Source organism: Intestinimonas timonensis (genome assembly GCF_900626145.1).
Classification (GTDB): Bacteria; Bacillota; Clostridia; order Oscillospirales; family Oscillospiraceae; genus Intestinimonas; species Intestinimonas aquisgranensis.
Genome location: NZ_LR130817.1, coordinates 1970205 through 1996661 on the forward strand (window position 1 = coordinate 1970205; position 26457 = coordinate 1996661).

The following is a 26457-nucleotide window of genomic DNA, read 5'->3' on the forward strand; positions in this document are numbered from 1 at the left end:
ATCAGGTACCACATGACGGCTTTCGCCCTGCGCGCTCGACGCATGTTGACCGCCTCCCAAATCACTTGATATGCAGTTCCTTTTCCACATCGTTCAGGTTGATGGTCAGCAAACGACTGACTCCTTGTTCCTGCATGGTGACACCGTAGAGGACGTCGGCCTCCTCCATGGTGCCGCGGCGGTGGGTGATGACGATGAACTGGGTCTTGGTGCTCATGCCCCGGAGGTACCGGGCGAACCGGGTGACGTTGACGTCATCCAGGGCGGCCTCGATCTCGTCCATAACGCAGAAGGGGGTGGGCCGCACCTTCAAAATAGCGAAGTAGAGAGCGATGGCTACGAAGGCCTTCTCACCTCCGGAGAGCAGGGAGAGGACTTTCAGGGCCTTGCCCGGCGGCTGGACCTTGATCTCAATGCCGCAGCCCAGGATGTCCTCCGGGTCGTCCAACTCCAGGGTGGCCATACCGCCGCCAAAGAGTTCGGTAAAAGTCTCCCCAAAAGCGGCGTTGATGACACCAAATTGCTGGGAAAAAATAGATTTCATTTCCCCGGTAATGTCGGCAATGACCTTTTCCAGCTCCTCTTTGGACCGGCGCACGTCGTCCCGCTGGTCGGTGAGGTAAGTATAGCGCTGGTTGACCCGGTCGAACTCCTCGATGGCGTCCAGATTGATGTTGCCCAGGCCGGAGATGCTCCGTTTGAGCTCCCCCACCCGCTTCTGGGCCTTGGGCACACTCTCCAGCTCCTGGCGCTGGGCCCGGGCTGCCTCGTGGGAGAGCTCATAGGTCTCCCAGAGTTTGTCCAGGATCTGCTTCTCCTCCATGGAGGCGGTGACCTTTTTTTGCTCCAGAACCGAGACCTCTCGCTCCATGTTCAGCAGCTCGCTGTTCTTGTCCCGGCTCTCCTTGTCAGCCCGGTTCCGCTCTGCCTCGAGGGCCAGACGCTCCTGGTTGAGCTTCTCAATCTCGGCCTGCCGTCCCTCGTTCTCCACCCGGATGGCCTGGAGCTTCTCCTCCTGGGTCCGGATCTTTTCATTGAGGTCGTCATTCTTGGTCTCCAGCTCACGGAGCATGTTTTCCCGCTGCTCCTTGTCGCCGGTGATGTCCCGGCGCAGGTCCTCCAGCTCGGTGAGGGCCTGCTCGGTGGCGGCCCGCTCGGCCTCCAGAGCGGCGGTCTCCTGGCTGAGCTGGGCGATCCTGGCGCTCACCGCCTCCATCCGGGCCTTGATCTCCGCCTGGCCCGCAGCCTTGCCCTCGGCCTCCAGCCGCAGGGCGGCGGCGGCGCCCTCCAGCTCCTCGATCCGGGCTCTGGCATTGGCGGTGTCCGCCTCGGTCTGACGGGAGCGGCCCTCGATCTCGGTGAGCTCCTCCCGCAGGCTCCCGCGCTGACCCTCCAGGTCGGCGCAGGTCTTCTCCTGGGCGGCGCTCCGCTCCTCTAGCTGAAGAATCCTGTCCTCCAGCTCACGGCACTGGGACTGGGCGGTCTCCAGCTCGTAGATGGCCACGGCGGATTCCCGCCGGGCCTCCTCCAGGGACTTGGCAGCCTGGTCCAGCTGAGCCCGCACCCCGTCCACCTGGGCGTTCAGCCGCTCCAGCTCGTTGGCCCGGCTGAGGATGCCCGCCGAGCGTGAGGCGGAGCCGCCGGTCATGGAGCCGCCGGGGTTAAGGACCTGGCCGTCCAGGGTGACGATCTTGAAGCGGTAGCGGTACTTTCTGGCCATGGCAATGGCGGCGTCCATGTCCTCGGCCACCACCACCCGGCCCAGCAGATTGGAAAAGATGTTCTTGTATCTGGGATCGAACTCCACCAGCCGGTCCCCCATGCCCACGAAGCCGGGCTCGTGCTCCACGGCGGTATCCCGGAACTCGGAGGGGCGGATGGCGCTCAGGGGGAGGAAGGTACACCGGCCGCCGTCCCGGCGCTTCAGGAAACCGATGGCGGCCTTGCCGTCCTCCTCGCTGTCCACCACGATGTTCTGCATGGCGCCCCCCAGGGCGATCTCCACCGCCACCGTGTATGGGTCGGGCACGTGGACCAGTCCGGCCACCGGGCCGTGGATGTGGCGGAGGTTCCCCCGCTGGGCCTCCCCCATGACCAGCTTCACCGCCTTGGAGTAGCCCTCGTAGAGTTTCTCCATCTCAGAGAGCATATGGACCCGGGAGGTGAGGGCGTGCTCGTCCATCTGGAGCTTTCGGTGGGTCTCCTGGGCGGTCTCTACCTTTCGCTTCCGGGACTCGGCCCGCATGGTATAGCCGCTGATGACGTTGCCCAAGGCCTCCCGGTCCTCCTTGGCCTTTTTGAGATCGGCGGCGATCTCCCCGGCCACCTTGCGGGCGGCGGAGAGCTTCTCCTCCCCGGCGGAGAGCTCCTGCCGGACGGCCTCGTCCCGGTCCAGCAGCTCCTGGGCCGCGGCAGCCAGGGCGGAGAGAAGGGCCTTGGCCTCGGCGGCGGAGGCGTTCTCCATGTTCTCCTTCTCCCGCAGGGCCTCCAGCTCACTCTCCAGGGTACCGGCGCTGCGGCGCTCGTCCTGGTCGGCCTGCCGGGCGGTGGAGAGCTCCTCCTCCAGCCCGGTCCGGCGGGCGGCGATCTCCTCCAGGCGGGTGCGGCGCTGGTCGATCTGCTCCGAGATGGACCCTGCCCGACCCTCCTGCTGGTCCAGCTCCCGCCGGACCCGGTCGGCGTTTTCCAGGTTGCTCTGGATCTGGGTCCGGAGCACCGCCACCGCCCGCTCACACTCGTTGGCGTCGGCCTGGCGCTGCTGGATCTGGAATCGGACGCCCTCGGCCTCCATGTCCTTCTCCCGCATTTTGGCGGCGTAGTCCTCAGCGGCGGCGTAGAGCCGCTCCACCAGGACCTTGGCCTCCTCCTTCTGGCGGACCGCATTCTCGTAGTCGGAGAGGAGCTTCCGGCTGTTCGCCCGGACCTTGTCTAGCTGGTCCATCCACAGAGAGATCTCCAGTCCCCGGAGCTCGTCCCGCAGGACCAGGAATTTTTTGGCCTTCTCCGCCTGGGCCCGGAGGGGCTCCACCTGGAGCTCCAGCTCGTCGATCTTGTCGTTGACCCGGACCAGGTTCTCCTGGGTGCGCTCCAGCTTCCGCTCCGCCTCCTCCTTCCGGTGGCGGTAACGGGAGATGCCGGCGGCCTCCTCAAAGACCTCCCGGCGGTCGGTGCTCTTGACGGACAGGATCTCGTCGATCTTGCCCTGGCTGATGATGGAGTAGCCCTCCCGGCCCAGGCCGGTGTCCATGAACAGCTCGTTCACGTCCCGGAGACGCACGGTGTGGCGGTTGATGAAGTACTCGCTCTCTCCCGAACGGTAGTACCGCCGGGTGACCATGATCTCGCTCTCCTCCCGGTCAAAGAGGTGACCGGTGTTGTCCAGCACCAGGGAGACTTCGGCAAACCCCAGCTGCTTGCGCTTGGCGGTGCCGCCGAAGATGACGTCCTCCATCTTGCCGCCCCGGAGGGCACGGGTGGACTGCTCCCCCATGACCCAGCGGATGGCGTCGGAGATATTGGATTTGCCGCTGCCGTTGGGACCCACGATGGCGGTGACATCGTGGTCGAAGGTCAGGACCGTCTTGTCCGGGAACGATTTGAAGCCCTGGATCTCCAGCGCCTTAAGGTACAAAGGCACACACTCCCTATCTTACCATGTTGTGAATAAGATATTATATCAAGTTCCCGTCCGCTTTGCAACGCTCCACGCGGCACAAATGGGGCGAAAAATGCCGCGCGGCCCGCTGAAACAGCGGGCCGCGCGGCATGAACTGAGATAGAGAGGGACCCCAAATACGGGGCGGGAAACAAGAAAAGGCAGCCTCCGAATGGGGACGGACAGCTTTTTCAGGTTCTGCCCAGACCCATGGGAGCATTTTGGAAGATGCGGGGGTCCATCAGCGGGACCACACCGTCTTTGTATTCAATGATCGGCACGAACTCCATCTGGTCCAAAATATCCCGCTGGAGATCGATGCCAGGGGCAATTTCTATAAGGTGAAGGCCGTCGGGTTCCAGGTGGAAGACGCAACGCTCCGTGATATAGGTCACCCGCTGGCCGTTCTGCACCGCCATATCACCGCTGAAGGTCACCTGCTCCACCTGCCGGAGGAACTTTTTGCTCCTTCCCTCTTGGTCGATGTGGACGGCCCCATCCTGGATACGGACCTTCAGTCCGTCGGCGGTAAAGGTACCGCAGAAGAAGACCTTCCTGGTGTTCTGACTGATATCGATAAAGCCGCCGCAGCCGGCAATTTTAGGTCCGAAGCGGCTGACGTTGATGTTGCCGTGCTGGTCGCACTGGGCCAGCCCCAGGTAGGCCTGGTCCAGTCCGCCGCCGTCATAGAAGTCGAACTGATAGCCCTGGTCCAGAATGGCGTCGGCGTTGGCGGAGGAGCCGAACTGGGGACCGCCCTTTGGAATACCGCCCACGGGGCCGCTCTCCACCGTCAGAGTCATCCGGTCACCGATGCCCTCCTCCGCCGCCACAGCAGCCACGTATTCCGGCGCGCCCACGCCCAGGTTTACCGTGATGTCCGGCCGCAGCTCCAGAGCGCCCCGGCGTCCGATGATCTTCTTGGCGCTCAGGGGGAGCGACGCCGATTCCGCGTCCGGTGCCCGGCGCGCCCCGGCGAGGACAGGGTCGTACCGGCAGCCGATGGACTGCTCGTGGTCCTCCGGCCCAGCCACCACAACGTAGTCTACATAGATGCCGGGAATCTTGACCAGTCTGGGGTCCAGGCTGCCCGCCCGGACCACCTCCTCCACCTGGACCACCACCACGCCGCCGCTGTTCTTCACGGCCTGGGCCACCGAGGTGGCCTCCAGTGAGGCGATTTCCTTCTCAAGGGTCACATTGCCATTCTCGTCGGCGCAGGTCCCCCGCAGGAAGGCCACCTGGATGGGAAAAGCGGGATAGAAGAGGTAATCCTTCCCCTTGATGGTGATGCGCTCCACCAGGTCTTCTGTGGTGATGCTGTTGACCTTGCCGCCGCCGTTTTGGGGATCGATAAAGGTCCCCAGGCCCACCGGCGTAATGGTACCCGGCTTGTGGGCGGCAATGTCCCGGAAGAGGTGGCACAGGGCGCCCTGGGAGAGGTTATAGCCCTCGATCTCATTGCGCATGGCCATCTCCCCCAGGGCGGGCACCGTGGCCCAGTGGCCGGCGATGAAGCGTTTGAGCAGCCCCTTGTGGGCATAGTGCTCTCCGCCGCTGCCGTCCTTGTTGCCCTGGGAGCTGGCGTAGACGTAAGTGAGATCCCTGGGGTGGCCCGTCTCCAGGAAGCGCCGCTCCACCGCTTTGTTCAGCGCCTCCGGGATGCAGCTGGCCACAAAGCCGCTGGTGGTAAAGGTATCCCCATCTTTGAGAAGGCCAGCCGCCTCCTCCGGGGAGATGATCTTGACCTTGCCCATGCTTCTGCCCCCTTACAGGGTCTCCACCAGGCTCTGGAGCCGGGTGTGGATCTGTTCAAAGGATATGGACTCCTGGTCCACCTCGATCATAAGGCTGCGGACCCCCTGGGCCTCAAACTGCTTGTAGTAGATGGGGTAGTCCCACTCCTCGGGATCGCAGAACTTCATCATGGCAACCACCACGGCGTCGGCGCCGGTCTTGCGGACCATATCCAGGAGCATGGGACCCCGCTGCTTTTGGGTATCGGTGGCCACGGAGCAGCCGTACATCTTCTGCCATACCTTGGCCAGGCGATAGAGGGGTGCCTCGTCGCCGTCGGGCACGTCCACCCGGATCTGGCGGGACTCCTGGGCCAGATCGTCGGCGACGATGGCGAGACCCAGCCGGTCGAAGATCTCCAGCAGGCCGTTGGGCTCCAGCAGGATGCCGGTGACCACCACCTTTTTACCGGTCCAGGGCTGGGGCTCCGCCGCCCGGACGGCCTCCATCAGCGCCCGCACCAGGGCGGTATGGCGGGACTTCTCCATGAAAAGCCGGGCCTTGAAGACGGCGTGGCGATCCACAGCGGAGATGACCTGGGGATACTGGGCGGCCAGAGCCGAGAACTCCCGCATGGCGGCCCGGTTCTCATTGTAGATCTGGATGGAGCGCTCCAGGGCGGCGTTGGTGATCTTCACCCCGGTGATGTCCTCCAGCTTCTCCTTCAAAATGGCGTACTCCCGCTCCAGGAAACGGTTGGCCGCCTCCAGGCCCCGGTTCTGGGGATGGGTAAAGACCAGCACGGGGGAGGTGCCCTTCCATTTCTGGGACATGCACTTGAGGGTATCACAGGGGACGGAAAAGACCACGGCGGCCAGGTCGTCATAGGCCCCCTCGCACTCCAGCTCCATGACCTGCTGCATGATGGAGCAGGCGAAGGGCGGCAGGTAGGTACGGGCCTTGGTCACGGGGCGGCTGCCGCCCCAGAGGCCCACAGGGAGGAAACCGGTGGCGTGGACCAGCTCCTCGGGGGCGTAGATGGGCATCATACCGATGGCGCCCTTCCCCGTCTCGGCCAGGTGGTCGGCCACAGCCTTCCTGGGATCGCCGGCAATGGCTCTGAACTGCTCCAGCAGAGCTTTCACATTCTCTTCCATGACTTCCGCTCCTTCCTCATGCCTGGCCGCCGTCGGCAGCCTGCTCCATCATCTCGCCCAGGGCCTGGACCCGGGTATCGTACTGAGCGGGAGCAAAGTTCCTGGGATCGGTCTGATCGCCGTCGAAGCTGACGTAGGGCAGACCATTCTTCTCCTGGATGCGCTCAGCAGTCTCCACATTCAAAAAGCTCATGAGCTTGCAGCTGCGGTTGAGGTGATAGAGGACGCCGTCGCACTGGCCCTCCTCCATAATCCGCCGCAGGACGGCCACCTTGTTTTCCAGGCAGGTGTTGATATAGGTGCGGGTATAGGCCTCGGCCATGGAGTGGAGGGATTCGTCCTCGGCGTCATAGGTCAGGTCCCACATGTTGGGGTAGGCCGAGCCGGTCATGATGGTACCCTGGTTCTTTAGGGTCTTGAAGGTGTGCCCCAGATAGGGCCACACAGCGATGCCCTCCCAGGCAATGCGGTTCTTCTCAGCACCCTTGAAGGCAGACTCGCCCATCTTATACTTCTCCTCCAGCTCGTCGGCGAACTTCTTGAAGGTGATCTCGGCGTAGTCCCGGCTGCGGGCGCACACCACCAGGGCCATGTAGTTAAAGAGGTCGAAGCCGTTGAGAGGAGAGGGTTTATAGCGGCTCATGGAGGCGATGCGGTTCCACTGGGCGATGGAGCGCTGGGTCTGGCGGCGGACCTGGTGGAACTTCTCATAGTCGAAGGGCCGGCCGCAGATGACCTCCAGCTGGGAGATGGCGTTGCGGAACTCGTCGGCGATGTACTCCTTGGCGTGCTCGGACACCGGCATGGTGTGGTTGAAGGGCACGTCGATAACGATGCAGGGGATGTTCAGCTCGGCGGCCAGATTCTCATACCACTTGAGGAGGGTGTTGCAGATGTTGTTGCAGGTGATGACCAGGTCGGGGAGGGGCACCCGGGCGGCGGGGGAATTGGCCAGGGCCTCGGGGGTCTTGCCCGTCATGGCCTCCTCCTTCAGCAGCTCCATATAGCCCATGTTCACCCGGCCGTAGGAGCAGCAGTCCACGGAGTAGCCCATGCGGTCGGCCACCTCCAGCATGTCCATGGCGCCCTTACGGGCGCCGATGCCGGCGGCGTGGGTCTCGGGGTAGACCATGGAGATGTCCATGGCCACACACATCTCCGGCGGCGCCACAGAAGCCGACCAGCACACCAGCTTGCCGTTGGCCTTGGCCTGTCGTGCCTCCTCATCCAGCTTGGCCTGGTAATAGGCCAGAAGCTCTTTCGCCGTCATCTCTTGGGTGGATTTCTCACTCATGCGGAACGCTCCTTTCGCATCATTTCCTCATAGGCCAGCAGGGCGGCGCCCAGCGCGCCGGTGAGCTGCGGATTTTGGGCCACCACCAGGGGCGCCCCCAACTCCTTTTCAATGGCATCGGCCACACCGCCGTTCTTGGCGGCGCCGCCGCACAGGACCACCTCCCGCCGGACCCCCACACGCTGGGCCAGGGCACAGGCTTTGGCCGCCACGCTGAAGTGGACACCGGCGATGATATCCTCCTTGGCCGTCCCTCGGGAGAGGAGGGAAATGACCTCGGACTCGGCAAAGACCGTACAGGTGCTGCTCACCTGGGCGGGATTTTTGGAACGGAAGTGGTACTCTGCCATCTCCTCCAGCGGCACCTCCAGCACCCGGGCCATGACCTCCAGGAACCGGCCTGTACCGGCGGCACACTTGTCGTTCATATAGAACTGGCGGATGCCGCCCCGGTCGTCCAGGGCGATGGCCTTCACGTCCTGCCCGCCGATATCGATGATGGTGCGGACGGAGGGGTCCTGGAAAAAGACACCCTTGGCGTGACAGGTGATCTCGCTCATCTGCTTGTTGGCCATCGGCAGGGCGGTGCGGCCATAGCCGGTGGCCAGGATGAAGTCCATGTCCTTCAGGTCGAGTCCGCTCACTGCGGTGATCTCCTCCAGCACCCGGCCGGGCCCGCTGCTGCCGGTGCCCGCCTGGACGGCCAGACCCGCCACTACCTCCTTGCCATCTCGGAGGATGACGGCCTTGGAGGAGGCGGAGCCCACGTCGATGCCCATGGTATACATGCTGTTTCCTCCCTCAGTTCTGTTCGCCGCGGTCGATGGGACCCACGGTCTGGACCAGTTCGAAGAGGATGCCCTCAGAGTACCGGGGCCGCAGGAAATTGACGATGATATCGGAGGTTCCCTCCACCGCCTCTTTCTCCAACATCTCCAGACCCTGTGCCTCCAGCTCCCGGCTGGCGGCCTCCACATCCTCCACCTCGAAAGCGATATGGGCAATGCCGCCCTTGCCGCCGTTGAAGCGGGTGAGCACCCCCTCATGCGGGATGATGAACTCAATGGGGCTCTCCCGTGGGCCATACTTGGTAAAGATCAGGTCGGCGTGATAGCTCTTTACATAGCCTCGGTAATCCACCTCCAGGCCAAAGAGCTTGATGAGGCGTTCCGCCTGTTCCACAGTGGGGAGGACCACTCCCACATGGTGCATCCGCAGGGGTTTCATTTTGGTCACCCTTTCCTTTGAAGTGGCACCAGTGTAGCATGGTCCGCAGCGTGAAGCCATGAAATGCAATGGACTTTTCTGGAAATGAGTTGCATCAAACTTGAATCCGCCATGCAACTTGAATCAAGTTGCATGGCGGATTTGAAAAGTGGTCCCACCTATGGTATACTGACCCAAACAGGGAGCACAGGGAGGGATCTGTTATGACGGAATATGGCGCTCTGCTCCGGCGGCTGGTGGACTTCACGGGCAGTAAGCTCTACGCGGTGGCCGATGAGGTCGGCTACGACGTCTCCTATATCAGCAAGTGGTGCAACAAGGACCTGCTCCCCGCCCCCAAGACCGCCCACACGGTGGATGTGGCGCTGGGGCGGTTTTTCGGGGACGCCATCCGCCGGGATGGCGCGGAGGCCGCCTTTGACGCCGCCTTTCCCGGAGCCGGTGCGGAGGCGGAACTGGAGCCTCGGATCACCGCCCTTCTGACGGAGGCATACGATGCCTCCGTCCACCACCGGACCGCTGCCGGTACCGCTGCCACATCGGAAGCGGAGCTGCTCATCCGGCACCACGAGATCCTGGGGCGTCTGCGGGCCATCCCCACCCCAGGTAAGGGGGAGACGGTGGTCTGCACCATCGATCTGCTCACCCTGCTCAAAAGCCGGGATTTTCCCGCCCTGGAGCACCTCTTCCACGGCAGCGGCGTCCATATCCACGCCGCGCTGGACCTGACGGCCTTTCAGAGCGGCGGTCAGGAGGAGATGGAGCGGCTCTACGGCTTCCTCAGCCGGAACAGGGCGAGCTTCATCACCCTGTACGACGGCGCGGGGCTGGAGCGGGAAGGGCTCCTGGCGGCAGGTGAGCACTGCGGCATGCTCATGAGCATGGACGGCCGCGGAGAACTGGACGCCCTCGTCATGGCCCAGGGCGCGGCGGGAACCCATCTGCGGGAAACTGCCATGACCCGCCTTTCCGAGCGGCCCGTTCTGCTGAGTCCCGCCCAGCCGGAGGACATGCGCCGGGGCGGATACCGCACCGACTTCTACAGCCGGGATCAATTTCAGTTCTTTTCCCCCTACGGCTTTGAATTTCTGCTGCCCCCCTCCGTCTGCGAACCCATCCTTCAGGCCGGCGGACCGGCCGCCGGCCCCGTATGGGACCTCAGGCGGCTGTTCATCACCTGGGAGGAGGTCTTCCAGAAAAGCCACATCGACTTTTACCTGCTCAAATCCTCCCTCCTGCGCTATTTGGACTCCGGCGGCCTCCTCTTCGCCGACATCCCATACCACATGTCCTACGCCCAGCGCCTGGAGCACCTGGAAAACATCAAGGAGCGGGTCCTGGCCAACCATGACATCCGATTCTTTGTCCTGGATGACGACGCCCTCCCCGTGGGACCGCAGCCCGGCCTCGCGGTCTACCTCAGCCCTAAAAAGCTCTTTCTCAAAAACCCCGCCGCCTATTTGACAGGCGAGGGTCCCATGTTCTACACCGTCCAGAGCGAGGTGCTCATCCAGGCGGCGCGGCGGTGCCTGGAGCATCTCCAATCCCTGAACGCCTGCCAGTGCTTCGATCACCGGGATGTGCCCGAACTGGAACGCAGGTACGGCGGTATGATCTACCGTATGCTCACCCTGGGGCAGAGCGGCGAGCCGGAGGCCCGCTCACCCTCCGGCGGTCCTACGCCGATATGACCACGGTCCTACAACGGTGTTTTCTTCTCCTCTTTTTTGTGGTATGATACGAAAAGAATCTCATCTGCACAGGAGGACAGACATGAAAAAGCGCACCATCGCGCTGCTCCTGCTGACCGCCCTGCTGGGCGTACTGCTGACGAGCTGCAGCGAAGACAAACGCAACCACTACTCCCCCGGCTATTGGCAGGACAGCATCTTCTACGACGCCTTCGTGGACCTCCGCTTTACCCTGCCACAGGGCTGGGAGGCCACCAGCCAGGAGGACCTGGACGCCATGAGCGCCGAGGCCGACAAGGCCCTGGACATCCAGCGTGGCGGCACCGGCGAGGACCCCACCTCCGTCTACCACTATGAGCTCTCCGCCAAGGACACTGAGACCGGAAACGGCATTCTCATCTTGGTGCAAAGTTACAGCGGCAACGCCAATGACTACATTGACGGCCTGAAGTCTGGAGCCGAGCTTGAGGGCGCCACCTACTCTGTGGGCAGCACCTCCACTGTACAGCTGCCCGGCCACGCCTACCTCATGGTCCCCCTGACCATGGAGGGCCAGGACACCCCCTATCAGCGGCAGTACCTGCGCAAGCAGGGGGATTACCTCATCAATATCATGCTCTTCTCTACCACTGAGGATGAGGCCGCTTTCTCCGCTCTGGAGGCCACCCTCTCCGAGATGGATAACGCGTAAAACAGCCCTGTTTCCCGTTTCGCTCCAAAAGGCTCCGCCGTGACCGGCGGAGCCTTTTTTGCCCATTTGTCCCTCTTGCCTCGTCGGGACGGAGGTGGTATCATGTTGCCTGCTGAAACTGAAGGGAGGGAACCAATATGGAACGACAGACCAGTGAGAGCGATCTGCTCCTCACCTGCCGCAAAACGCAGGAGGGCGTCACCATCCTGCGCTGTGCCGCTGACACCGCCCATATCGTGCTGCCCGACTTGGTGCTGGGCCAGCCGGTAACCGCCCTGGGACCCTACGCCCTCTCCCAGCGGGAGCCCGATCTCTCCGGCTGCGCCAACGCCTTTCAGGTCCATGTCACCTGCGGTGGCACGGAACCCCAACACGATGCCTCCGCCATCCGCGACCTAGTCCTCCCCGCCGGGCTCAAAACCGTGGGGGATTACGCCTTCTATAACTGCCGGAATCTGGCCCACCTCACTCTCACCGGGTCTGTGGAGCGGCTGGGCAGCGACTCCTTCATGAACTGTCCTCTCCGGAAGATTACCCTGACCTTGGGGGAGGACGGCAGGAGCTGCCTGCGCCCCCTGCTGGCCGACTGCGTGGCCGACCTGGAGGTGGTGCTCCGCTTCCCCGACGGGGTGGAGGCCCGGCTCTTCTTCCCCGCATGGCACGAGGAGCTGGAGCTGCTGGCCGCCCCCCACATCTTCCAGACCCGCATCCAGGGGGGCGGCTACGCCTGCCGCCAGTGCGTCCAGAACGGCGTGGTGGACTTCGGCGCCTATGACGGTTGTCTGGACCGGCTCCTGGCTGAGCACGACTTCCCCGCCGTCTGCCGGATGGCCCTGGACCGGCTCCGCTGGCCCTTCCGTCTCTCCGCTGGAGCCAAGGCGGCCTACCGCTCCGCCCTCTCCGACCACGGAGCGGAGGCGGTCCAGCTCCTGCTGGACCGGCGGGATCAGGAGGGGCTCTCCTTCCTTCTCTCCCAAAAGCTCCTCTCCCCCGCCCAGCGCTCCGCCGCCTGCGACGCCGCCCGGCAGCGGGGGAACACCGAGGCCCTGGCCCTCCTGCTGGAGGACCTGCGCCCCGCGCCGGGGCAGGGCCTGGACAAGTCCTTTGATCTGTGAGGTGGACCATGGCAGAACGCAGTGAATGGCAGGCTTTGGGCCAAAAGATCCTGTTTGCCGCCCGGAACGAACTCTACCTCAACTTGCCCTTTCTGGACGCCGCTCTGGGTACCCTCCGGCCGGAAACCGGCTTTGACACCCCCACTCTGGCCACCGACGGTCGGGCCCTCTACTACTGCGGCACCTGGCTCTCCGCCCGGTATGAGCGCAGCCGGGCCCTGGTGTGCCGGGCCTACCTCCACACCGTCCTCCACTGCCTCCTCCGCCACCTCCCCAAGCGCAGGGGCCGGGACGGGGAGCTGTGGGACCTCAGCTGTGATATCGCGGTGGAGTCCATCCTGGACGGACTAGACTACCCCTGTCTGGCCGCGCCGGTGGCGGTAAGCCGGCGGCAGGCCCTCTACGCTCGGCTGGGGGGCGGGGAAAAGGCCCTCACCGCCGAGGCCATCTACCGCTTCTTCCGTCTGGAACGCCCCTCCCCCTATGAGCGGGCCACCCTGGCCCGGGAATTTCTCCAGGACGACCACAGCCTCTGGGACCAGAAGCAGACCCAGGAGAACGAGGAGCAGTGGCAGCATGCCGCTCAGCGGGTGCAGACCGGCATGGAGACGGTGTTCAGCCAGAACGCCACCGGCGGTCAGGCGGTGCTGGAGCATCTGAAGGTGGAGGCCCGGGAGAAGCACAACTACCGGGCCTTTCTCCAGCGCTTCGCCGTGCTGGGTGAGGAGCTGGGGGTGGACGCCGACGCCTTTGACTACGGCTACTACGCCTACGGCCTGCGCCGCTACGGCAATATGCCCCTCATCGAGCCTCTGGAGACCCGGGAGACCCGCCGGGTCCGGGACCTGGTCATCGCTATCGATACCTCCATGTCCACCTCCGGGGAGCTGGTGCGGGAGTTCCTCTCCTACACCTATGCCATCCTAAAGGAGTCGGAGAGCTTTTTCCGCACCTTCCGCCTGCGGCTCCTCCAGTGTGATGACCAGCTCCGTTCCGACCAGCTGATTACAAATGAAGAGGAATTGAAGGCCGCCATGGAGCACTTCCAGCTCACCGGCCAGAGCGCCACCGACTTCCGGCCCGTCTTTGAACATGTGGACGGCCTGATCAGAAAGGGCGAGCTCCGGGACCTGCGGGGGCTCCTGTACTTCACCGACGGTCTGGGGATCTACCCCGCCCGGCGGCCCGCCTACGACGCCGCCTTTGTCATGCTGGCCCAGCAGGGCTTCCCGGAGCGGGTGCCCCCCTGGGGCATCCGGGTGCTGCTGGACGAGGATGAGCTCATCCAGGAGGAAACCTACCCTGACACCCTTTCCGAGGAGGAAGATCCATGAACATCAAACGCGCCAAAGAGGAGATCCAAAACACCGTCCGGGCCTATCTGTCCAAAGACGAGCTGGGGGCCTGGCGTATCCCGCCGGTGCGGCAGCGGCCCCTCCTCCTCATGGGCCCGCCGGGCATCGGCAAGACCCAGATCATGGAGCAGATCGCCGCTGAGCTGGGCATCGGCCTGGTGAGCTACACCATCACCCACCACACCCGCCAGTCCGCCCTGGGCCTCCCCTTCATTCGTGAGGAGACCTTCGGCGGCCAGGCCCACTCGGTCACCGAGTACACCATGAGCGAGATTTTGGCCTCGGTCTACCGGACCATGGAGGAGACCGGCGTCCGGGAGGGCATCCTCTTCCTGGATGAGATCAACTGCATCTCCGAAACTCTGGCCCCCATGATGCTCCAGTTCCTCCAGTGCAAGACCTTTGGCAACCAGCGCCTCCCTGAGGGCTGGATCATCGCCGCCGCCGGCAACCCGCCGGAGTACAACAAGTCCGTGCGGGAGTTCGACGTGGTCACCCTGGACCGGGTCAAGCGCATGGATATCACCGCCGACTACGGCGTGTGGAAGGAGTACGCCCAGGCCCGGGGTATCCACGGGGCCATCCTCTCCTACCTGGACCTGCGCAAAGAGAACTTTTACGCCGTGGAGCGCACCGCAGACGGCCTCCAGTTCGTCACCGCCCGGGGCTGGGAGGACCTCTCCGAGCTGCTCCTCTCCTACGAGGCCCTGGGCATCCCCGCTGACCGGGAGGTGGTGGGGGAATACCTCCAGCTCCCCCGCATCGCCCGGGACTTTGCCGAGTACCTGGTCCTCTATGACCAGTACCGAAAAGTTTACCACGTCGATGAGATTCTCTCCGGGAAGTGGTCCCCCCTGATGGTCCGGGAACTCTCCGCCGCCCCCTTTGACCAGCGGTTGAGCATTTTGGGGCTGCTCCTCTCCCGGCTCCGTGAGGAGTGCCGGAAGGTGTGGGAGCTGGACGCCCTGGCCGACGCCCTCCACGCCGATCTGGCCGCCCTGAAGGGTCAGCTCTCCGATGTCCAGCCCGACGCCTTCCTGACAGAGAAGTCCGACGCCCTCCGGCAGGACCTGTCCCGCCGCCGGGCCTCCGGCTCCGGCGACCGGCAGGGGGAGCGGCTGGTCCTGGCCCATCTGGGGCGGCTGGAGGAGCTCCTCCGCCACATTGAGCAGGCCGCCCCCGCCGACGGCGCCGCCTTTGACCTCCTGAAAGCCGACTTCCAGTCCGACGTGGCCCTCCGGGCCAATGCCGCCGCCCAGGTGAGCAGTCACCTAGAGCAGGCCTTCGCCTTCCTGGAGGCCGCCCTGGGGGAGGGCCAGGAGCTGGTCATCTTCGCCACTGATCTCACCGCCGGCACCCACACCTCCTGGTTCATCCAGAGCTTCGGCTGCGAGGCCTATTACCGCCACAACAAGTCCCTCCTCTTCAACGACACCCAGCAGGCTCTTCTCTCTGAGATCGCCCAGGTTCGCCGGGAAGACCCCGGCGAGGCATAACAAAACGCGTCCCGGCTCTGAGAAAGAGCCGGGACGCGTTTTATTTTTACCAAATGGTGCGGAACAGGAAGGTGACGATCTGGCCCCGGGTGCAGGTGAGGTTGGGTGAGAAGGTCCCCTCGCCCGTGCCCTGGGTGACGCCCCAGTTCACGGCCCAGGTCACCGCGTCGGCGTAAGAGGCCCCGGCGGGCACGTCTGCAAAGCCGGTATCCGCTTCCACCTGGGGACGCTGGTTGGCGTGCCACAGGAACTCCACCGCCATGGCCCGGGTGCAGAGGTCACCAGGGGCAAAGGTATCGCCGTCCGTCATGCCCTGCTCCGCGGCCCACTGGCAGGTCTTGTAGTAGTAGCTGTCGCGATCGGTGACGTCGTCAAAGGCGGAGCCGGCGGCCTCTGGCTCAGGAGAGCCGTAAAACCGCCACAGGAGGGTGATGATCTCTCCCCGGGTGCAGGTCTGCTCCGGGGAGAAGGTGGTGGCGCTGGTGCCGGTGGTGACGCCAGTTTTGGCCGCCCAGAGGGCAGGGGCGTAGTAGTAGGCATCCTCGGCCACATCGTTGAAGGGATTCACCGGCGGGACCCGGAAGTTGATGCAGGTGTCGGCGTCGGTCCTGAACTCGTAGATCTTGTCCTCCACCACGGTGACACTGCGGCGGTCGTCCTCACTCACCTCGCCACCGCCGCCGTTTCCGGTCAGGATGGAGTAGGAGAGGCACATGTAGAAGTCGATCCCCTCCGGGGCGGTGACGGTGGTGCCGGGCTGGGGCTCATGCTCGGGGGTGCCGCTGAGCTCGTCTGCGGAAACCGCCACATAGGGCTTGTCCAGAGTAAAGACGTTGCCGGCGTCGTCGGTGACGGTATAGGCGTCCTCAGCGGTCTCAGGCACGTCGGTAGCCTCGGACGCCGTGTCGGCCCCCGCTACGACGATGCAGTCGGGGGTGGCATAGGCCACATCGCGGTAGCAGGTATACACCCCCTTGTGGAGGACGTAGACAGAGCCCTGCATATGGGCGGAGGGGCCGTACTCTTCCACGTCGTAGAACTGCGCCTGGGACATGTCCACCTCCGTCCCGGCGTCATAGTCCAGCCCGAACGTGGTCCAGAGGGCCTGATCCGCCACACGGAGATCATAGTAGTTGTCCTGAACGGCGGTCATCAGCGAATCCTCGCCGACGAAATAGACAGGCAGCTCCATGGTGCCTTCCAGATACGGGGCAAAGAGCTCCGTGGCGCCCGTCCAGCCGCCGATCTCGTACAGCTCCTCCAGCTGCCAGCTGCTCTCGAAGTCGCTCACGGTCCCAGAGGCGTCCGCGGCGTTGGCCGTCGGGACCGCGGTCGTGCACAGAAGCAGGCACAAGGCCGCCGTCAGGGCCCAGATGGGGATGCGTCTTTTCATGGTCATACCTCCTCGTTTCTATCCGCAAAGGGCGTCAGCCCTCGATGCGACGGCGCAGATCACAGATCCTGTGATAGAGCTCGATGCTGAATTTTTCATAGTTCTGCTCCTCCGCCCGGGCCAGCCAGGCCGAGGCGTCCAGCAGGCTGCGGTCCAGGGCCAGGAGAGCCAGCCGGTAGCTGGCCTGGGCGCTGCCCTGGGCGGAGGCCATCTCCAGATTGGCCCGGTAGGCCTCCGGGTCCGAGGTCAGGCCGTCGGGGGCGTAGAGCTGCAGAGCCAGGTTGAGCCGGGCGGTGGGGTAGTTCCAGGCGGCGGCCCGCTCCCACAGGGCCCTGGCCCCCTCCAGGTCTCCTCCGTCGCACTTGAGGAGGGCCAGGCAGTTCATGGCCCACAGATTGCCCTGGTCGGCGGCCAGCTGCCACCGCCCGGCCGTGTCCATGGGACCCTCCAGCTTCAGCTCCGGCCCCAGCAGGGGGAGCACATGCCGCCGGTAGTCGGCCCGGGACAGGACTCCGCCACGTTGATATGGCCGTAGGGCCAGCCGTCCTGCCCCGCCCGATCCCAGAGCTCCAGGGCCCGGCGGTAGTGGGAGAGCATGGCCGCCCGCTCCTCCCCCGTCAGTGCGTGGAGCCGCTCCAGCAGCCGGTCCCCCCGCTTTTGTTCCAGGAGCCCCAGGCTGTTGTGGGCCGCCGTGAACTCCTGATCGGCAGCGTACTGAAAATAGGTCTCGGCCAGCCGGTCGGCCTCCTCGCCGTCCAGGCCGGCGATCTTCCGGTTGAGGGCCATGTGGCCCAGGGACCAGCAGGCGCTGGTCACCGGCGGGTCCCAAGCGGCAGCCAGCTTGAAGTACTTTGCCGCCAGCTCGTGGTCCCGCTCCACCCGAAACCAGCCGTCGTTGCCCTCGCCCTCTTCCACGCACAGGTACTCCGCCCCATAGTAGTAGACGCAGGCCAGCTCGTTGGCGGCCACGGCGTTGCTACCGGCCAGGCGTTGGAGGGCAAAAAAGCGGTCGATGTTCCGATTGCCGAAGCGGTCCACCTTGGCAAAGTACTCGGAATTCTGCTGCTCCACCCGGCGCTCCGCCCCCCGGACCCGGGCCAGGTCGGTGCGCACCTGGGTGAAGAAGGAGCATAGGACCTCGTAGATCACGTTGGCCAGGATGCCAGGGGTGAGGAGGTCGGTCTGGCGCAGGGTGTCCGACGCCCCGCCCAGCTCCCTCTTCAGCTGCTCCAGGAGGGCGGCGAAGTCCCCCTCCTCCATGGCGTCCCGGGAGGAGCGGCGCACCAGGCAGTACTGGATCACCGCCCGCAGCCGTCGGAGGATCTCTCCCCGGTTTCGGTCGTTGAGGTAGTGGGCCCGGTGGGCCTTGGGCACCGGGTTGTCGGGCAGGTCGTTGATGTGCTTACCAATGTTGGCCGAGTTGCTGTCCAGGCAGTGGTGGAGGAGGTAGTCCATCTGCCGGCACAGGGGCTCGTCGGGCCGCTGACCGCTGCCCAGCCGGCCCAGCGCCTCCACCATGGGGACGGGCAGCAGGGCCGGGTCGGTGAGGCCCAGCACCCCGTTATAAAACACCACCTGGTTGGGAAAGACCTTCCGGCCCCGGCCGGACAGGTGCCGCTGCAGGATGCGCAGGTCCGTCTCTCGCCCTTTCATGTCCACCCCTCCCGTTTTATTCCATTTTACCATGGCCCGCATCCACCGTACAGGCGGCGGAGGCTCTATACAATAGTAAAGCGCCGTCCCGGAATCTCTTCCGGGACGGCGCAAAAATATAGTATGGCTCAGATCTGCTCCAGGAACCGCAGGAAGGCGGCCTTGCCCTCAGCGGTGCGCTTGTAGACACCGGCGTGCTCCAGCACCTGGGCAAAGACCAGGCCGGTCTCCTTCTCCACGATGTCCAGGGCGTTGTCCGCCGTGATGGTGTACTTGCCCTTGAAGCCCTCGGCCCAGTCAGCGTGCTTTTCAGTGCGCTCGTCGGCACGGAGATCAGCGCCGGAGGCCAGGGCATCAGCCACGGCGGCGAGCTCCTCCTTCAGCCGGGCGGGCAGCACAGCCAGGCCCATGACCTCGATGAGTCCGATGTTCTCCTTCTTGATGTGGTGGAGCTCGGCGTGGGGGTGGTAGACACCCAGGGGGTGCTCGGCTGTGGTGATGTTGTTGCGGAGCACCAGGTCCAGTTCATAGTCGCTCCCACGGCGGCGGGCGATGGGGGTGATGGTGTTGTGGGGCTCCCCGTCGGTCTCGGCGAAGATGAAGGCGGCCTCGTCGGTATAGTCCCGCCAGGACAGCAGGATCTTGTCGGCCAGGTCGATGAGCCGGGCCGGGTCGGCGGCGGTGAGGCGGACCACCGACATGGGCCACTTCACAATACCGGCCTTCACATCCTCGTAGCCGTGGAAGGTGAAGGGGGTCTCCACCGGCGCTTTTTCCATGGCGAAGGTATAGTGGCCGCCCTGGAAGTGGTCGTGGGCCAGGATGGAGCCGCCCACGATGGGCAGGTCGGCGTTGGAGCCAACGAAGTAGTGGGGGAACTGGCCCACAAAGTCCAGCAGCTTGGCAAAGCAGGCCCGGTCGATCTTCATGGGCACGTGCTCACTGTTGAGGCAGATGCAGTGCTCATTATAATAGACGTAGGGGGAGTACTGCAAGAACCAGGGAGAGCCGTTGATGGTGATGGGGACGATGCGGTGATTCTCCCGGGCGGGGTGGTTGACCCGGCCGGCGTAGCCCTCGTTCTCAGCGCACAGCTGGCACCGGGGGTAGGCGGAGGCGGGCAGGTTCCGGGCGGCGGCGATGGCCTTGGGGTCCTTCTCCGGCTTGGAGAGGTTGATGGTGATATCCAGATCCCCGTACTCCGTGGGGGCGATCCACTTCACGTCCTTGGCGATGCGGTCCCGGCGGATATAGTTGGTATCCTGGCTGAACTTATAGTACCAGTCGGTGGCCTTCTCCGGACTCTCTGCACAGAGGGCCTGGAACTTGCCGATGACCTGGGCGGGTCGGGGCGTGAGCACACCCATCAGCTTGGTGTCGAAGAGGTCCCGGTAGACCACGGAGTCCTCCTTGAGCACGCCCCGGGCGTGAGCATCGTCCATGAGGGCGGTGAGCACGGCCGGCAGGTCCACGGACCGCTCCGCCGGGGTCTCCGGCTCGGTATAGCTGTCCAGTCCCAGGGCCTCCAGCAGGGCGTTCACCGCCCATACCTGCTCGCAGGGCTCAATGAGGCCGGTATCCAGAGCGTAGGCCACCAAGGCCTGGATCTCTCTGTCCACCATGTGCTCAGCCCTCCCCGTAGCCGTTGGGGTGGGCCTGATGCCACTTCCAAGCGGTGGAGATGATGGTGCTCAGGTCGTTGTACTTGGGCTGCCACCCCAGGACCTCCACGGCCTTGGCGGAGGAGGCGATGAGCTGGGCAGGGTCGCCGGCCCGGCGGGGAGAGACCTCTGCGGGGATGGGGTGGCCGGTGACGCTTCGGGCCACGTCGATGACCTCCTTCACGGAGAAGCCCACACCGTTGCCCAGGTTAAAGACGTTGTTCTCGCCGCCCTTGATCAGGTAGTCCAGGGCCAGGATGTGGGCCTGGGCCAGGTCGGTGACGTGGATGTAGTCCCGGATGCAGGTGCCGTCGGGGGTGGGGTAGTCGTCCCCGTAGATGCCCACATGGTCCCGCTGGCCGTTGGGCACCTGGAGGATGATGGGGATCAGATGGGTCTCGGGGTTGTGGGCCTCACCGATGGCGCCGGAGATGTGGGCGCCGGCGGCATTGAAGTACCGCAGGGCCACATACCGAAGGCCGTGGGCCTTGGACACCCAGCCCATCATCTGCTCCATGGACAGCTTGGTGTTGCCGTAGCAGTTGGTGGGCACGGTCTTGTCGCTCTCCAGGATGGGCACCCGCTCAGGCTCCCCGTAGGTGGCGGCGGTGGAGGAGAAAACGATCTTGTCCACCCCGTGCTCCACCATGGACTTCAGGAGCACCATGGTGCCGTAGAGGTTGTTGTCATAGTACTTCAGGGGGTCGGACATGCTCTCCCCCACCTGGGATGAGGCGGCAAAGTGGATCACGCCCTCGATGTGCTCCGCTTGGAACAGGGTGTCCAGGGCACCCTTGTCCCGGATGTCCAGCTGATAGAACCGGGCCTTGGGGTGGACCGCCTGCTTGAAGCCGGTGAGGAGGTTATCCGCCACCACCACGTCCCGGCCTGCGTCAATGAGCTCGTACACCGTGTGGGAGCCGATGTAGCCAGCTCCGCCCAACACTAAAATTGCCATTCTGATGCGCCTTCCTTTCCACGTTTCCTCTGGTGATTCCAGTATATCCGCCCAGGGAGAAAATAGCAAGACGAATTTTTACTAAAAATTTAACTTTGGCGTAGCGCACAGTTGGGACCCGGCCCTTATGGGCAATCTGACGGAGGAGCGGCACTCTCCCGGACCACCAGAGAGGGTGGGACCACCAGTTTCACCGGCAGGGTGCGGACCGGCGGCCGGTTCGGGAGGTCGGCCCGTTCCGCCAGGAGCCGGACGGCAGCCCGGCCCATCTCCTCGGCGTGGGTGGACACTGAGGTGAGGGCTGGGGTGACCAGGGCGGAGAGTGGGGTATCGTTGAAGGAGACCAGGGAGAGATCGCCTGGGATGGAGAGCCCCGCTTCCGTAATGGCTCGGACAGCACCCAGGGCGGTCTCCTCACTGGCTGCCAGAAAGGCGGTGGGCCGTGGGGCACCGGAAGCCAGATAGGCAGACATGGCGGCGGCGGTAGAATGGGCATCCATGGGCGCCTCCACCAGAAAGGCCGGGTCCAGCAGTCCGTATGAGCCCATGTGGGCCATGAAGCGTTCCCGGCGGACCTCCGGGGCAGGCTCGCCCCGGTAGTCGGGCCGCAGGGCCGGGCCGATAAAGCCCACCTTCCGGTGGCCTAGCCCCAGCAGGTAGTCCACCGCCAGACGGATGCCCAGGTCGTAGTTGAGGACCACCGAGTCGAACCGGGACTCGTCCGGGGAGGCGTTGAGGAAGACCACATTGGGGCTCATGGCCGCCAGCGACTCCGCCTCCCGGAGGGAGAAGCGGCCGATGGCCACCACCCCATCCACCGCACCCTCCGGTGGGGCGAAGCCCTCCCCCCGCCGGGCCAGGGTCTGAAAGGCGATGCGCTGATCCAGACAGGCCTGCTCCACATGGCCGCGGAGATAGAGGTAAAAGGGGTCCTCCAGCTGCTGGGCGGGAGTCAGCCGCTCCGCCGCCGCCGCCCACATCAGGGTCTTGGGCGCCCGGCCCCGGCGGGACTTGGTGGCGGCGTAGTTGAGCCTGCCCGCCTCCTCCAGCACCTTCTTCCGCGCCTCCGGGCTCACCGCCAGACTGGGGTCCCCCGTAAGGATGCGGGAGATGGTGGCCGGGGCATAGCCCGTCCGCTCTGAGAGCTCCTTCAGGGTGGCCATGGGCCTCCCTCCTTTCCAATATCACACCTAATTTTACTAAAAATATTGTAGCTCTGACGACGCTTGTTTGCAAGGAAAAAAGCACCGGCGCACAGACAAAGTCTGTGCGCCGGTGCTCAGGTTGTCGAAAAAGGGCATATACGTCAGATTTTGTGCAAGAGCCTCGCAGAGTTCCGTCGTCCGCAGACGACGGAATCAAGTACAGTCTGTTTTTTCCGGGGACATGTGCCTCGGAAAAAACACTGCTCAGGCCGCAAACGTGCGAGCGAAGCGAGTGCGATGCAGCGGCCTGCATCTTTTCGAAAAAATGCCTGCATTTTTGAGAGAGCCTGTCGACTTTGTCGACAGGCTCAGCACCGGCGCACAGACAAAGTCTGTGCGCCGGTACTTTTTATTGGCTGAAACCAGCCCTTATTCCACGGTGATGGTCTCGTCCTCGGCAGGGATCTCCTGGTCCTCCATGACCGGAGCCTCAGCCTCGGCAGCCTGCTCGGCGGGGGCATCGTCGGGGCTCATGGTACCCCAGTCAAACTGGCGGTACCGGGCCAGGCCGGAGCCGGCGGGGATGAGCTTACCGATGATAACGTTCTCCTTCAGACCCAGCAGGTGGTCCACCTTGCCCTTGATGGCGGCCTCAGTGAGGACCTTGGTGGTCTCCTGGAAGGAGGCGGCGGACAGGAAGGACTCGGTGGCCAGAGAAGCCTTGGTGATACCCATGATGAGGCGGGTGGCCACAGGGAGCTTCAGCTCCAGACCGTTGTTGGTCTCACCGGCGTCGATACGGGCCTGGACGGCACGCTCGGCGTCCTTGAACTCGATGAGGTCGATGGTGGAGCCGCTGAGGAGGTCGGAGTCGCCGGCGTCCTCCACGCGGACCTTCCGCATCATCTGACGGGCGATGACCTCGATGTGCTTGTCGTTGATATCAACGCCCTGCTGACGGTAGGGCTTCTGAACTTCCTGGATGAGGTAGTCGTACACGGCGTGGATGCCGCGGATGCGCAGCACGTCGGCGGGATACAGGGCGCCGTCGGTGAGCATATCGCCCTTCTGGACGGTGTCGCCCTCCTTCACCCGGATACCAGAGTTGTGGGCCAGGGTGTAGGTGACCACCTCACCATCGTTGGCAGTGATGGTGACATTGACCATACCGCCCTTCTTGGCGTCCTCCATGGTGACCTTACCGCTGATCTCAGCCAGCTGGGCCATCTTCTTGGGACGGCGGGCCTCAAAGAGCTCCTCAACACGGGGAAGACCCTGAGTGATATCGCCGCCGGCCACGCCGCCGGTGTGGAAGGTACGCATGGTCAGCTGGGTACCGGGCTCGCCGATGGACTGGGCGGCGATGATACCCACGGCCTCGCCCTCGCCCACGGTCTCGCCGATGGCCAGGTTGATGCCGTAGCACTTGGAGCACACGCCGCTGCGGGACTCACAGGTGAGCACGGAGCGGATCATGACCTGATGGATGCCGTGCTCCTCCAGGAGCTTGGCGTCATCGGGGGTCATCATGGTATCCCGGCTGATGAGGACCTCGCCGGTCTTGGGATCGCAGATGTCCTCCACGGGATAGCGGCCCTTCAGGCGCTCGCCGAAGGTCTCGATGACCTGGCCGTTCTCCACGATCTCGCTGGCCATGATGCCGTCGTGGGTACCGCAGTCGTGCTCGCGGATGATGACCTCCTGGGACACGTCCACCAGACGACGGGTCAGGTAACCAGAGTCGGCGGTACGCAGGGCGGTATCGGCCATACCCTTACGGGCGCCTCTGGAGGAGATGAAGTACTCCAGAACGGACAGGCCCTCACGGAAGTTGGACTTGATGGGGATCTCGATGGTACGGCCGGAGGTATCGGCCATCAGGCCACGCATAGCGGCCAGCTGACGGATCTGGGCGGTGGAACCACGGGCGCCGGAGTCGGCCATCATCCAAATAGGATTGTACCGGTCCAGCACGTTCATCAGGGCGTCGGTCACGTCCTTGGTGGTCTTTTCCCAGGCCTGGACCACCAGACGGTACCGCTCGTCGTTGGTCAGGAAGCCGCGCTTGTACTGCCGGTCGATCTTGACGATCTCCTTCTCGGTGGCGGCGATGAGGGCGGGCTTCTGAGGCGGCACGGTCATGTCGTGGATGGAGACGGTCAGGGCACCGCGGGTGGAGAACTTATAGCCCCGGGCCTTGATGGTGTCCAGCACGGTGGCGGAAACGGTAAAGCCGTGCTTGGTGATGCACTTGTCGATGATCTTGCCCAGCTGCTTCTTGCCGGTGATGAAGTTGATCTCGGGATCAAACATGGTCTCGGGATCGGTGCGGTCCACAAAGCCCAGATCCTGGGGGATGCCCTCGTTGAAGATCAGGCGGCCCACAGTGGTGCGGACCAGCTTGTGGCGGGTCTCGCCGTCCACCTCCATGGAGCGGCGGACCAGGATGGGCATGTGGAGATCCAGCTCACCCTCGTCGTAGGCCAGACGGGCCTCCCCGTCGTCGGAGTACACCCGGTAGATCTCACGGGGCAGCTCTCCGTCGGGAGTGTCGGCGCAGATGCCGGCGTAGGTGGGGATGTCGTCCAGGGAGCCGGGGTGCTTCACCCACACCTTGTCGTCGGGCTGGACGGTACCCTCAGCCAGGGCGGCCTTCACGGCAGCCACATCCTCGTAGGCAAAGTCGTGGTCCTCGTACTTCTCATAGGTGAGGTAGTAGGAACCCAGCACCATGTCCTGAGTGGGCACGGTGACGGGGCCGCCGTCCTGAGGACGCAGGAGGTTGTTGGCGGAGAGCATCAGGATGCGGGCCTCGGCCTGGGCCTCGGCGGACAGAGGCACGTGAACGGCCATCTGGTCGCCATCGAAGTCGGCGTTGAAGGCGGTACACACCAGGGGGTGGAGCTTGATGGCGCGGCCCTCCACCAGGACGGGCTCGAAGGCCTGGATGCCCAGACGGTGCAGCGTAGGCGCACGGTTGAGCATCACGGGGTGCTCCTTGATGACGAAGTCCAGGGCATCCCACACCTCGGGGCGGCCCTTGTCCACCATCTTCTTGGCGGACTTGATGTTGTTGGCCAGGCCGTCTTCCACCAGCTTCTTCATGACGAAGGGGCGGAACAGCTCAATGGCCATCTCCTTGGGCAGGCCGCACTGGTAGATCTTCATCTCAGGGCCGACCACGATAACGGAACGGCCGGAGTAGTCCACGCGCTTACCCAGCAGGTTCTGACGGAAACGGCCCTGCTTACCTTTCAGCATATCGGAGAGGGACTTGAGGGCACGGTTGTTGGCGCCGGTGACGGCACGGCCGCGGCGGCCGTTGTCGATGAGGGCGTCCACCGCCTCCTGAAGCATCCGCTTCTCGTTCCGGACGATGATGTCGGGGGCGTTGAGCTGGATGAGGCGCTTGAGGCGGTTGTTGCGGTTGATGACCCGGCGGTAGAGGTCGTTCAGGTCAGAGGTGGCGAAGCGGCCGCCGTCCAGCTGCACCATGGGGCGCAGCTCGGGGGGAATGACGGGCAGCACGTCGATGATCATCCACTCAGGCTTGTTGCCGGAGATACGGAAGGCGTCCACCACCTCCAGGCGCTTGACGATGCGGGCCTTCTTCTGACCGGAGGCGTCCTTGAGCTCGGCACGGAGCTGCTCGGAGAGCTCCTCCAGGTTGATGTCCTGGAGCAGCTTCTTCACGGCCTCGGCACCCATGGCGGCCTCAAAGTCGTCCTCGTACTTCTCCCGCATGTCGCGGTATTCCTTCTCGGTGAGGATCTGGTTCTTGGCCAGGGGGGAGAAGCCGGGGTCGGTGACGATATAGGCGGCGAAGTAGAGGACCTTTTCCAGGATGCGGGGGCTGATATCCAGCAGCAGACCCATCCGGGAGGGGATGCCCTTGAAGTACCAGATGTGGGACACAGGGGCGGCCAGCTGGATGTGGCCCATGCGCTCACGGCGGACCTTGGCCCGGGTGACCTCAACGCCGCAGCGGTCACAGATCTTACCCTTGTAGCGGATCTTCTTATACTTGCCGCAGTGGCACTCCCAGTCCTTGGTGGGCCCGAAGATCTTCTCGCAGAACAGACCGTCCCGCTCGGGCTTCAGGGTGCGGTAGTTGATGGTCTCCGGCTTGAGGACCTCGCCGTAGGACCACTCGAGGATCTGCTCCGGGGAGGCGATGCCAATTCGGATGGCGTCAAACTCAGCATAGCTCATATTCTATCGTCCTCCCT

18 protein-coding genes are annotated in these 26457 nt (G+C 64.2%); 5 read left to right on the top strand and 13 right to left on the bottom strand.

Features of this window, described 5'->3' with window-relative positions:
* Positions 1-61: 61 nt before the first annotated feature.
* The 6 genes from smc to E0E29_RS16585 all read right to left on the bottom strand — a co-directional run bounded on the left by smc (position 62) and on the right by E0E29_RS16585 (position 9070).
* The gene (gene smc / locus E0E29_RS16560) at positions 62-3631 is read right to left on the bottom strand and encodes a chromosome segregation protein SMC (protein ID WP_130850743.1); all 3570 of its coding nucleotides are present in this window, start codon (positions 3629-3631) and stop codon (positions 62-64) included.
* Between the two features lie 215 nt (positions 3632-3846).
* The gene (locus E0E29_RS16565) at positions 3847-5412 is read right to left on the bottom strand and encodes an acyl CoA:acetate/3-ketoacid CoA transferase (RefSeq protein ID WP_130850744.1); all 1566 of its coding nucleotides are present in this window, start codon (positions 5410-5412) and stop codon (positions 3847-3849) included.
* Between the two features lie 12 nt (positions 5413-5424).
* Positions 5425-6549 carry a 2-hydroxyacyl-CoA dehydratase subunit D gene (locus tag E0E29_RS16570; RefSeq protein ID WP_130850745.1) on the bottom strand — a complete coding sequence of 375 codons (1125 nt, stop codon included), beginning with the start codon at positions 6547-6549 and terminating at the stop codon, positions 5425-5427.
* Between the two features lie 16 nt (positions 6550-6565).
* Positions 6566-7843: a 2-hydroxyacyl-CoA dehydratase subunit D gene (locus E0E29_RS16575; protein WP_130850746.1), complete on the bottom strand. Its 1278-nt coding sequence runs from the start codon at positions 7841-7843 to the stop codon at positions 6566-6568.
* The gene (locus E0E29_RS16580) at positions 7840-8631 is read right to left on the bottom strand and encodes an acyl-CoA dehydratase activase (protein WP_130850747.1); all 792 of its coding nucleotides are present in this window, start codon (positions 8629-8631) and stop codon (positions 7840-7842) included. Before E0E29_RS16580 ends, E0E29_RS16575 begins: the two co-directional genes overlap by 4 nt.
* A 13-nt stretch (positions 8632-8644) precedes the next feature.
* Positions 8645-9070, bottom strand: coding sequence for a VOC family protein (locus E0E29_RS16585; protein ID WP_130850917.1), 426 nt, complete (start codon positions 9068-9070; stop codon positions 8645-8647).
* Between the two features lie 203 nt (positions 9071-9273).
* Here E0E29_RS16585 and E0E29_RS16590 point away from each other — a divergent pair, with 203 nt between their 5' ends.
* The 5 genes from E0E29_RS16590 to E0E29_RS16610 all read left to right on the top strand — a co-directional run bounded on the left by E0E29_RS16590 (position 9274) and on the right by E0E29_RS16610 (position 15418).
* The gene (locus E0E29_RS16590; RefSeq protein ID WP_130850748.1) at positions 9274-10761 is read left to right on the top strand and encodes a hypothetical protein; all 1488 of its coding nucleotides are present in this window, start codon (positions 9274-9276) and stop codon (positions 10759-10761) included.
* Positions 10762-10843: 82 nt separating this feature from the next.
* Positions 10844-11452 (top strand): hypothetical protein, encoded by a 609-nt coding sequence (locus E0E29_RS16595; protein WP_130850749.1) that lies wholly within the window; start codon positions 10844-10846, stop codon positions 11450-11452.
* Between the two features lie 137 nt (positions 11453-11589).
* Positions 11590-12567 carry a leucine-rich repeat domain-containing protein gene (locus E0E29_RS16600; protein ID WP_130850750.1) on the top strand — a complete coding sequence of 326 codons (978 nt, stop codon included), beginning with the start codon at positions 11590-11592 and terminating at the stop codon, positions 12565-12567.
* An 8-nt stretch (positions 12568-12575) separates the two neighbouring features.
* Entirely contained in the window at positions 12576-13901 is a 1326-nt protein-coding gene (locus tag E0E29_RS16605) for a vWA domain-containing protein (protein WP_130850751.1), read from the top strand.
* Positions 13898-15418 (top strand): ATP-binding protein, encoded by a 1521-nt coding sequence (locus tag E0E29_RS16610; protein ID WP_130850752.1) that lies wholly within the window; start codon positions 13898-13900, stop codon positions 15416-15418. The genes E0E29_RS16605 and E0E29_RS16610 overlap by 4 nt, the downstream gene beginning before the upstream one ends.
* A gap of 46 nt (positions 15419-15464) precedes the next feature.
* On the opposite strand, the gene E0E29_RS16615 is transcribed toward E0E29_RS16610, so the two are convergent.
* The 7 genes from E0E29_RS16615 to rpoC form a co-directional block, all read right to left on the bottom strand.
* Positions 15465-16811, bottom strand: coding sequence for an S-layer homology domain-containing protein (locus E0E29_RS16615; protein WP_130850753.1), 1347 nt, complete (start codon positions 16809-16811; stop codon positions 15465-15467).
* Between the two features lie 34 nt (positions 16812-16845).
* On the bottom strand, positions 16846-17250 hold the full coding sequence (locus tag E0E29_RS16620) for an SEL1-like repeat protein (protein ID WP_130850754.1): 405 nt from the start codon (positions 17248-17250) through the stop codon (positions 16846-16848).
* 14 nt (positions 17251-17264) lie between these two features.
* Positions 17265-18464 carry an SEL1-like repeat protein gene (locus tag E0E29_RS16625; protein WP_130850755.1) on the bottom strand — a complete coding sequence of 400 codons (1200 nt, stop codon included), beginning with the start codon at positions 18462-18464 and terminating at the stop codon, positions 17265-17267.
* 128 nt (positions 18465-18592) lie between these two features.
* Positions 18593-20086 carry a UDP-glucose--hexose-1-phosphate uridylyltransferase gene (gene galT / locus E0E29_RS16630; protein WP_207303620.1) on the bottom strand — a complete coding sequence of 498 codons (1494 nt, stop codon included), beginning with the start codon at positions 20084-20086 and terminating at the stop codon, positions 18593-18595.
* A 4-nt stretch (positions 20087-20090) separates the two neighbouring features.
* The gene (gene galE, locus E0E29_RS16635; RefSeq protein WP_130850756.1) at positions 20091-21083 is read right to left on the bottom strand and encodes a UDP-glucose 4-epimerase GalE; all 993 of its coding nucleotides are present in this window, start codon (positions 21081-21083) and stop codon (positions 20091-20093) included.
* A gap of 125 nt (positions 21084-21208) precedes the next feature.
* Entirely contained in the window at positions 21209-22246 is a 1038-nt protein-coding gene (locus tag E0E29_RS16640; RefSeq protein ID WP_130850757.1) for a LacI family DNA-binding transcriptional regulator, read from the bottom strand.
* Positions 22247-22657: 411 nt separating this feature from the next.
* Positions 22658-26440 carry a DNA-directed RNA polymerase subunit beta' gene (gene rpoC / locus E0E29_RS16645; RefSeq protein WP_130850758.1) on the bottom strand — a complete coding sequence of 1261 codons (3783 nt, stop codon included), beginning with the start codon at positions 26438-26440 and terminating at the stop codon, positions 22658-22660.
* Between the last annotated feature and the right edge of the window lie 17 nt (positions 26441-26457).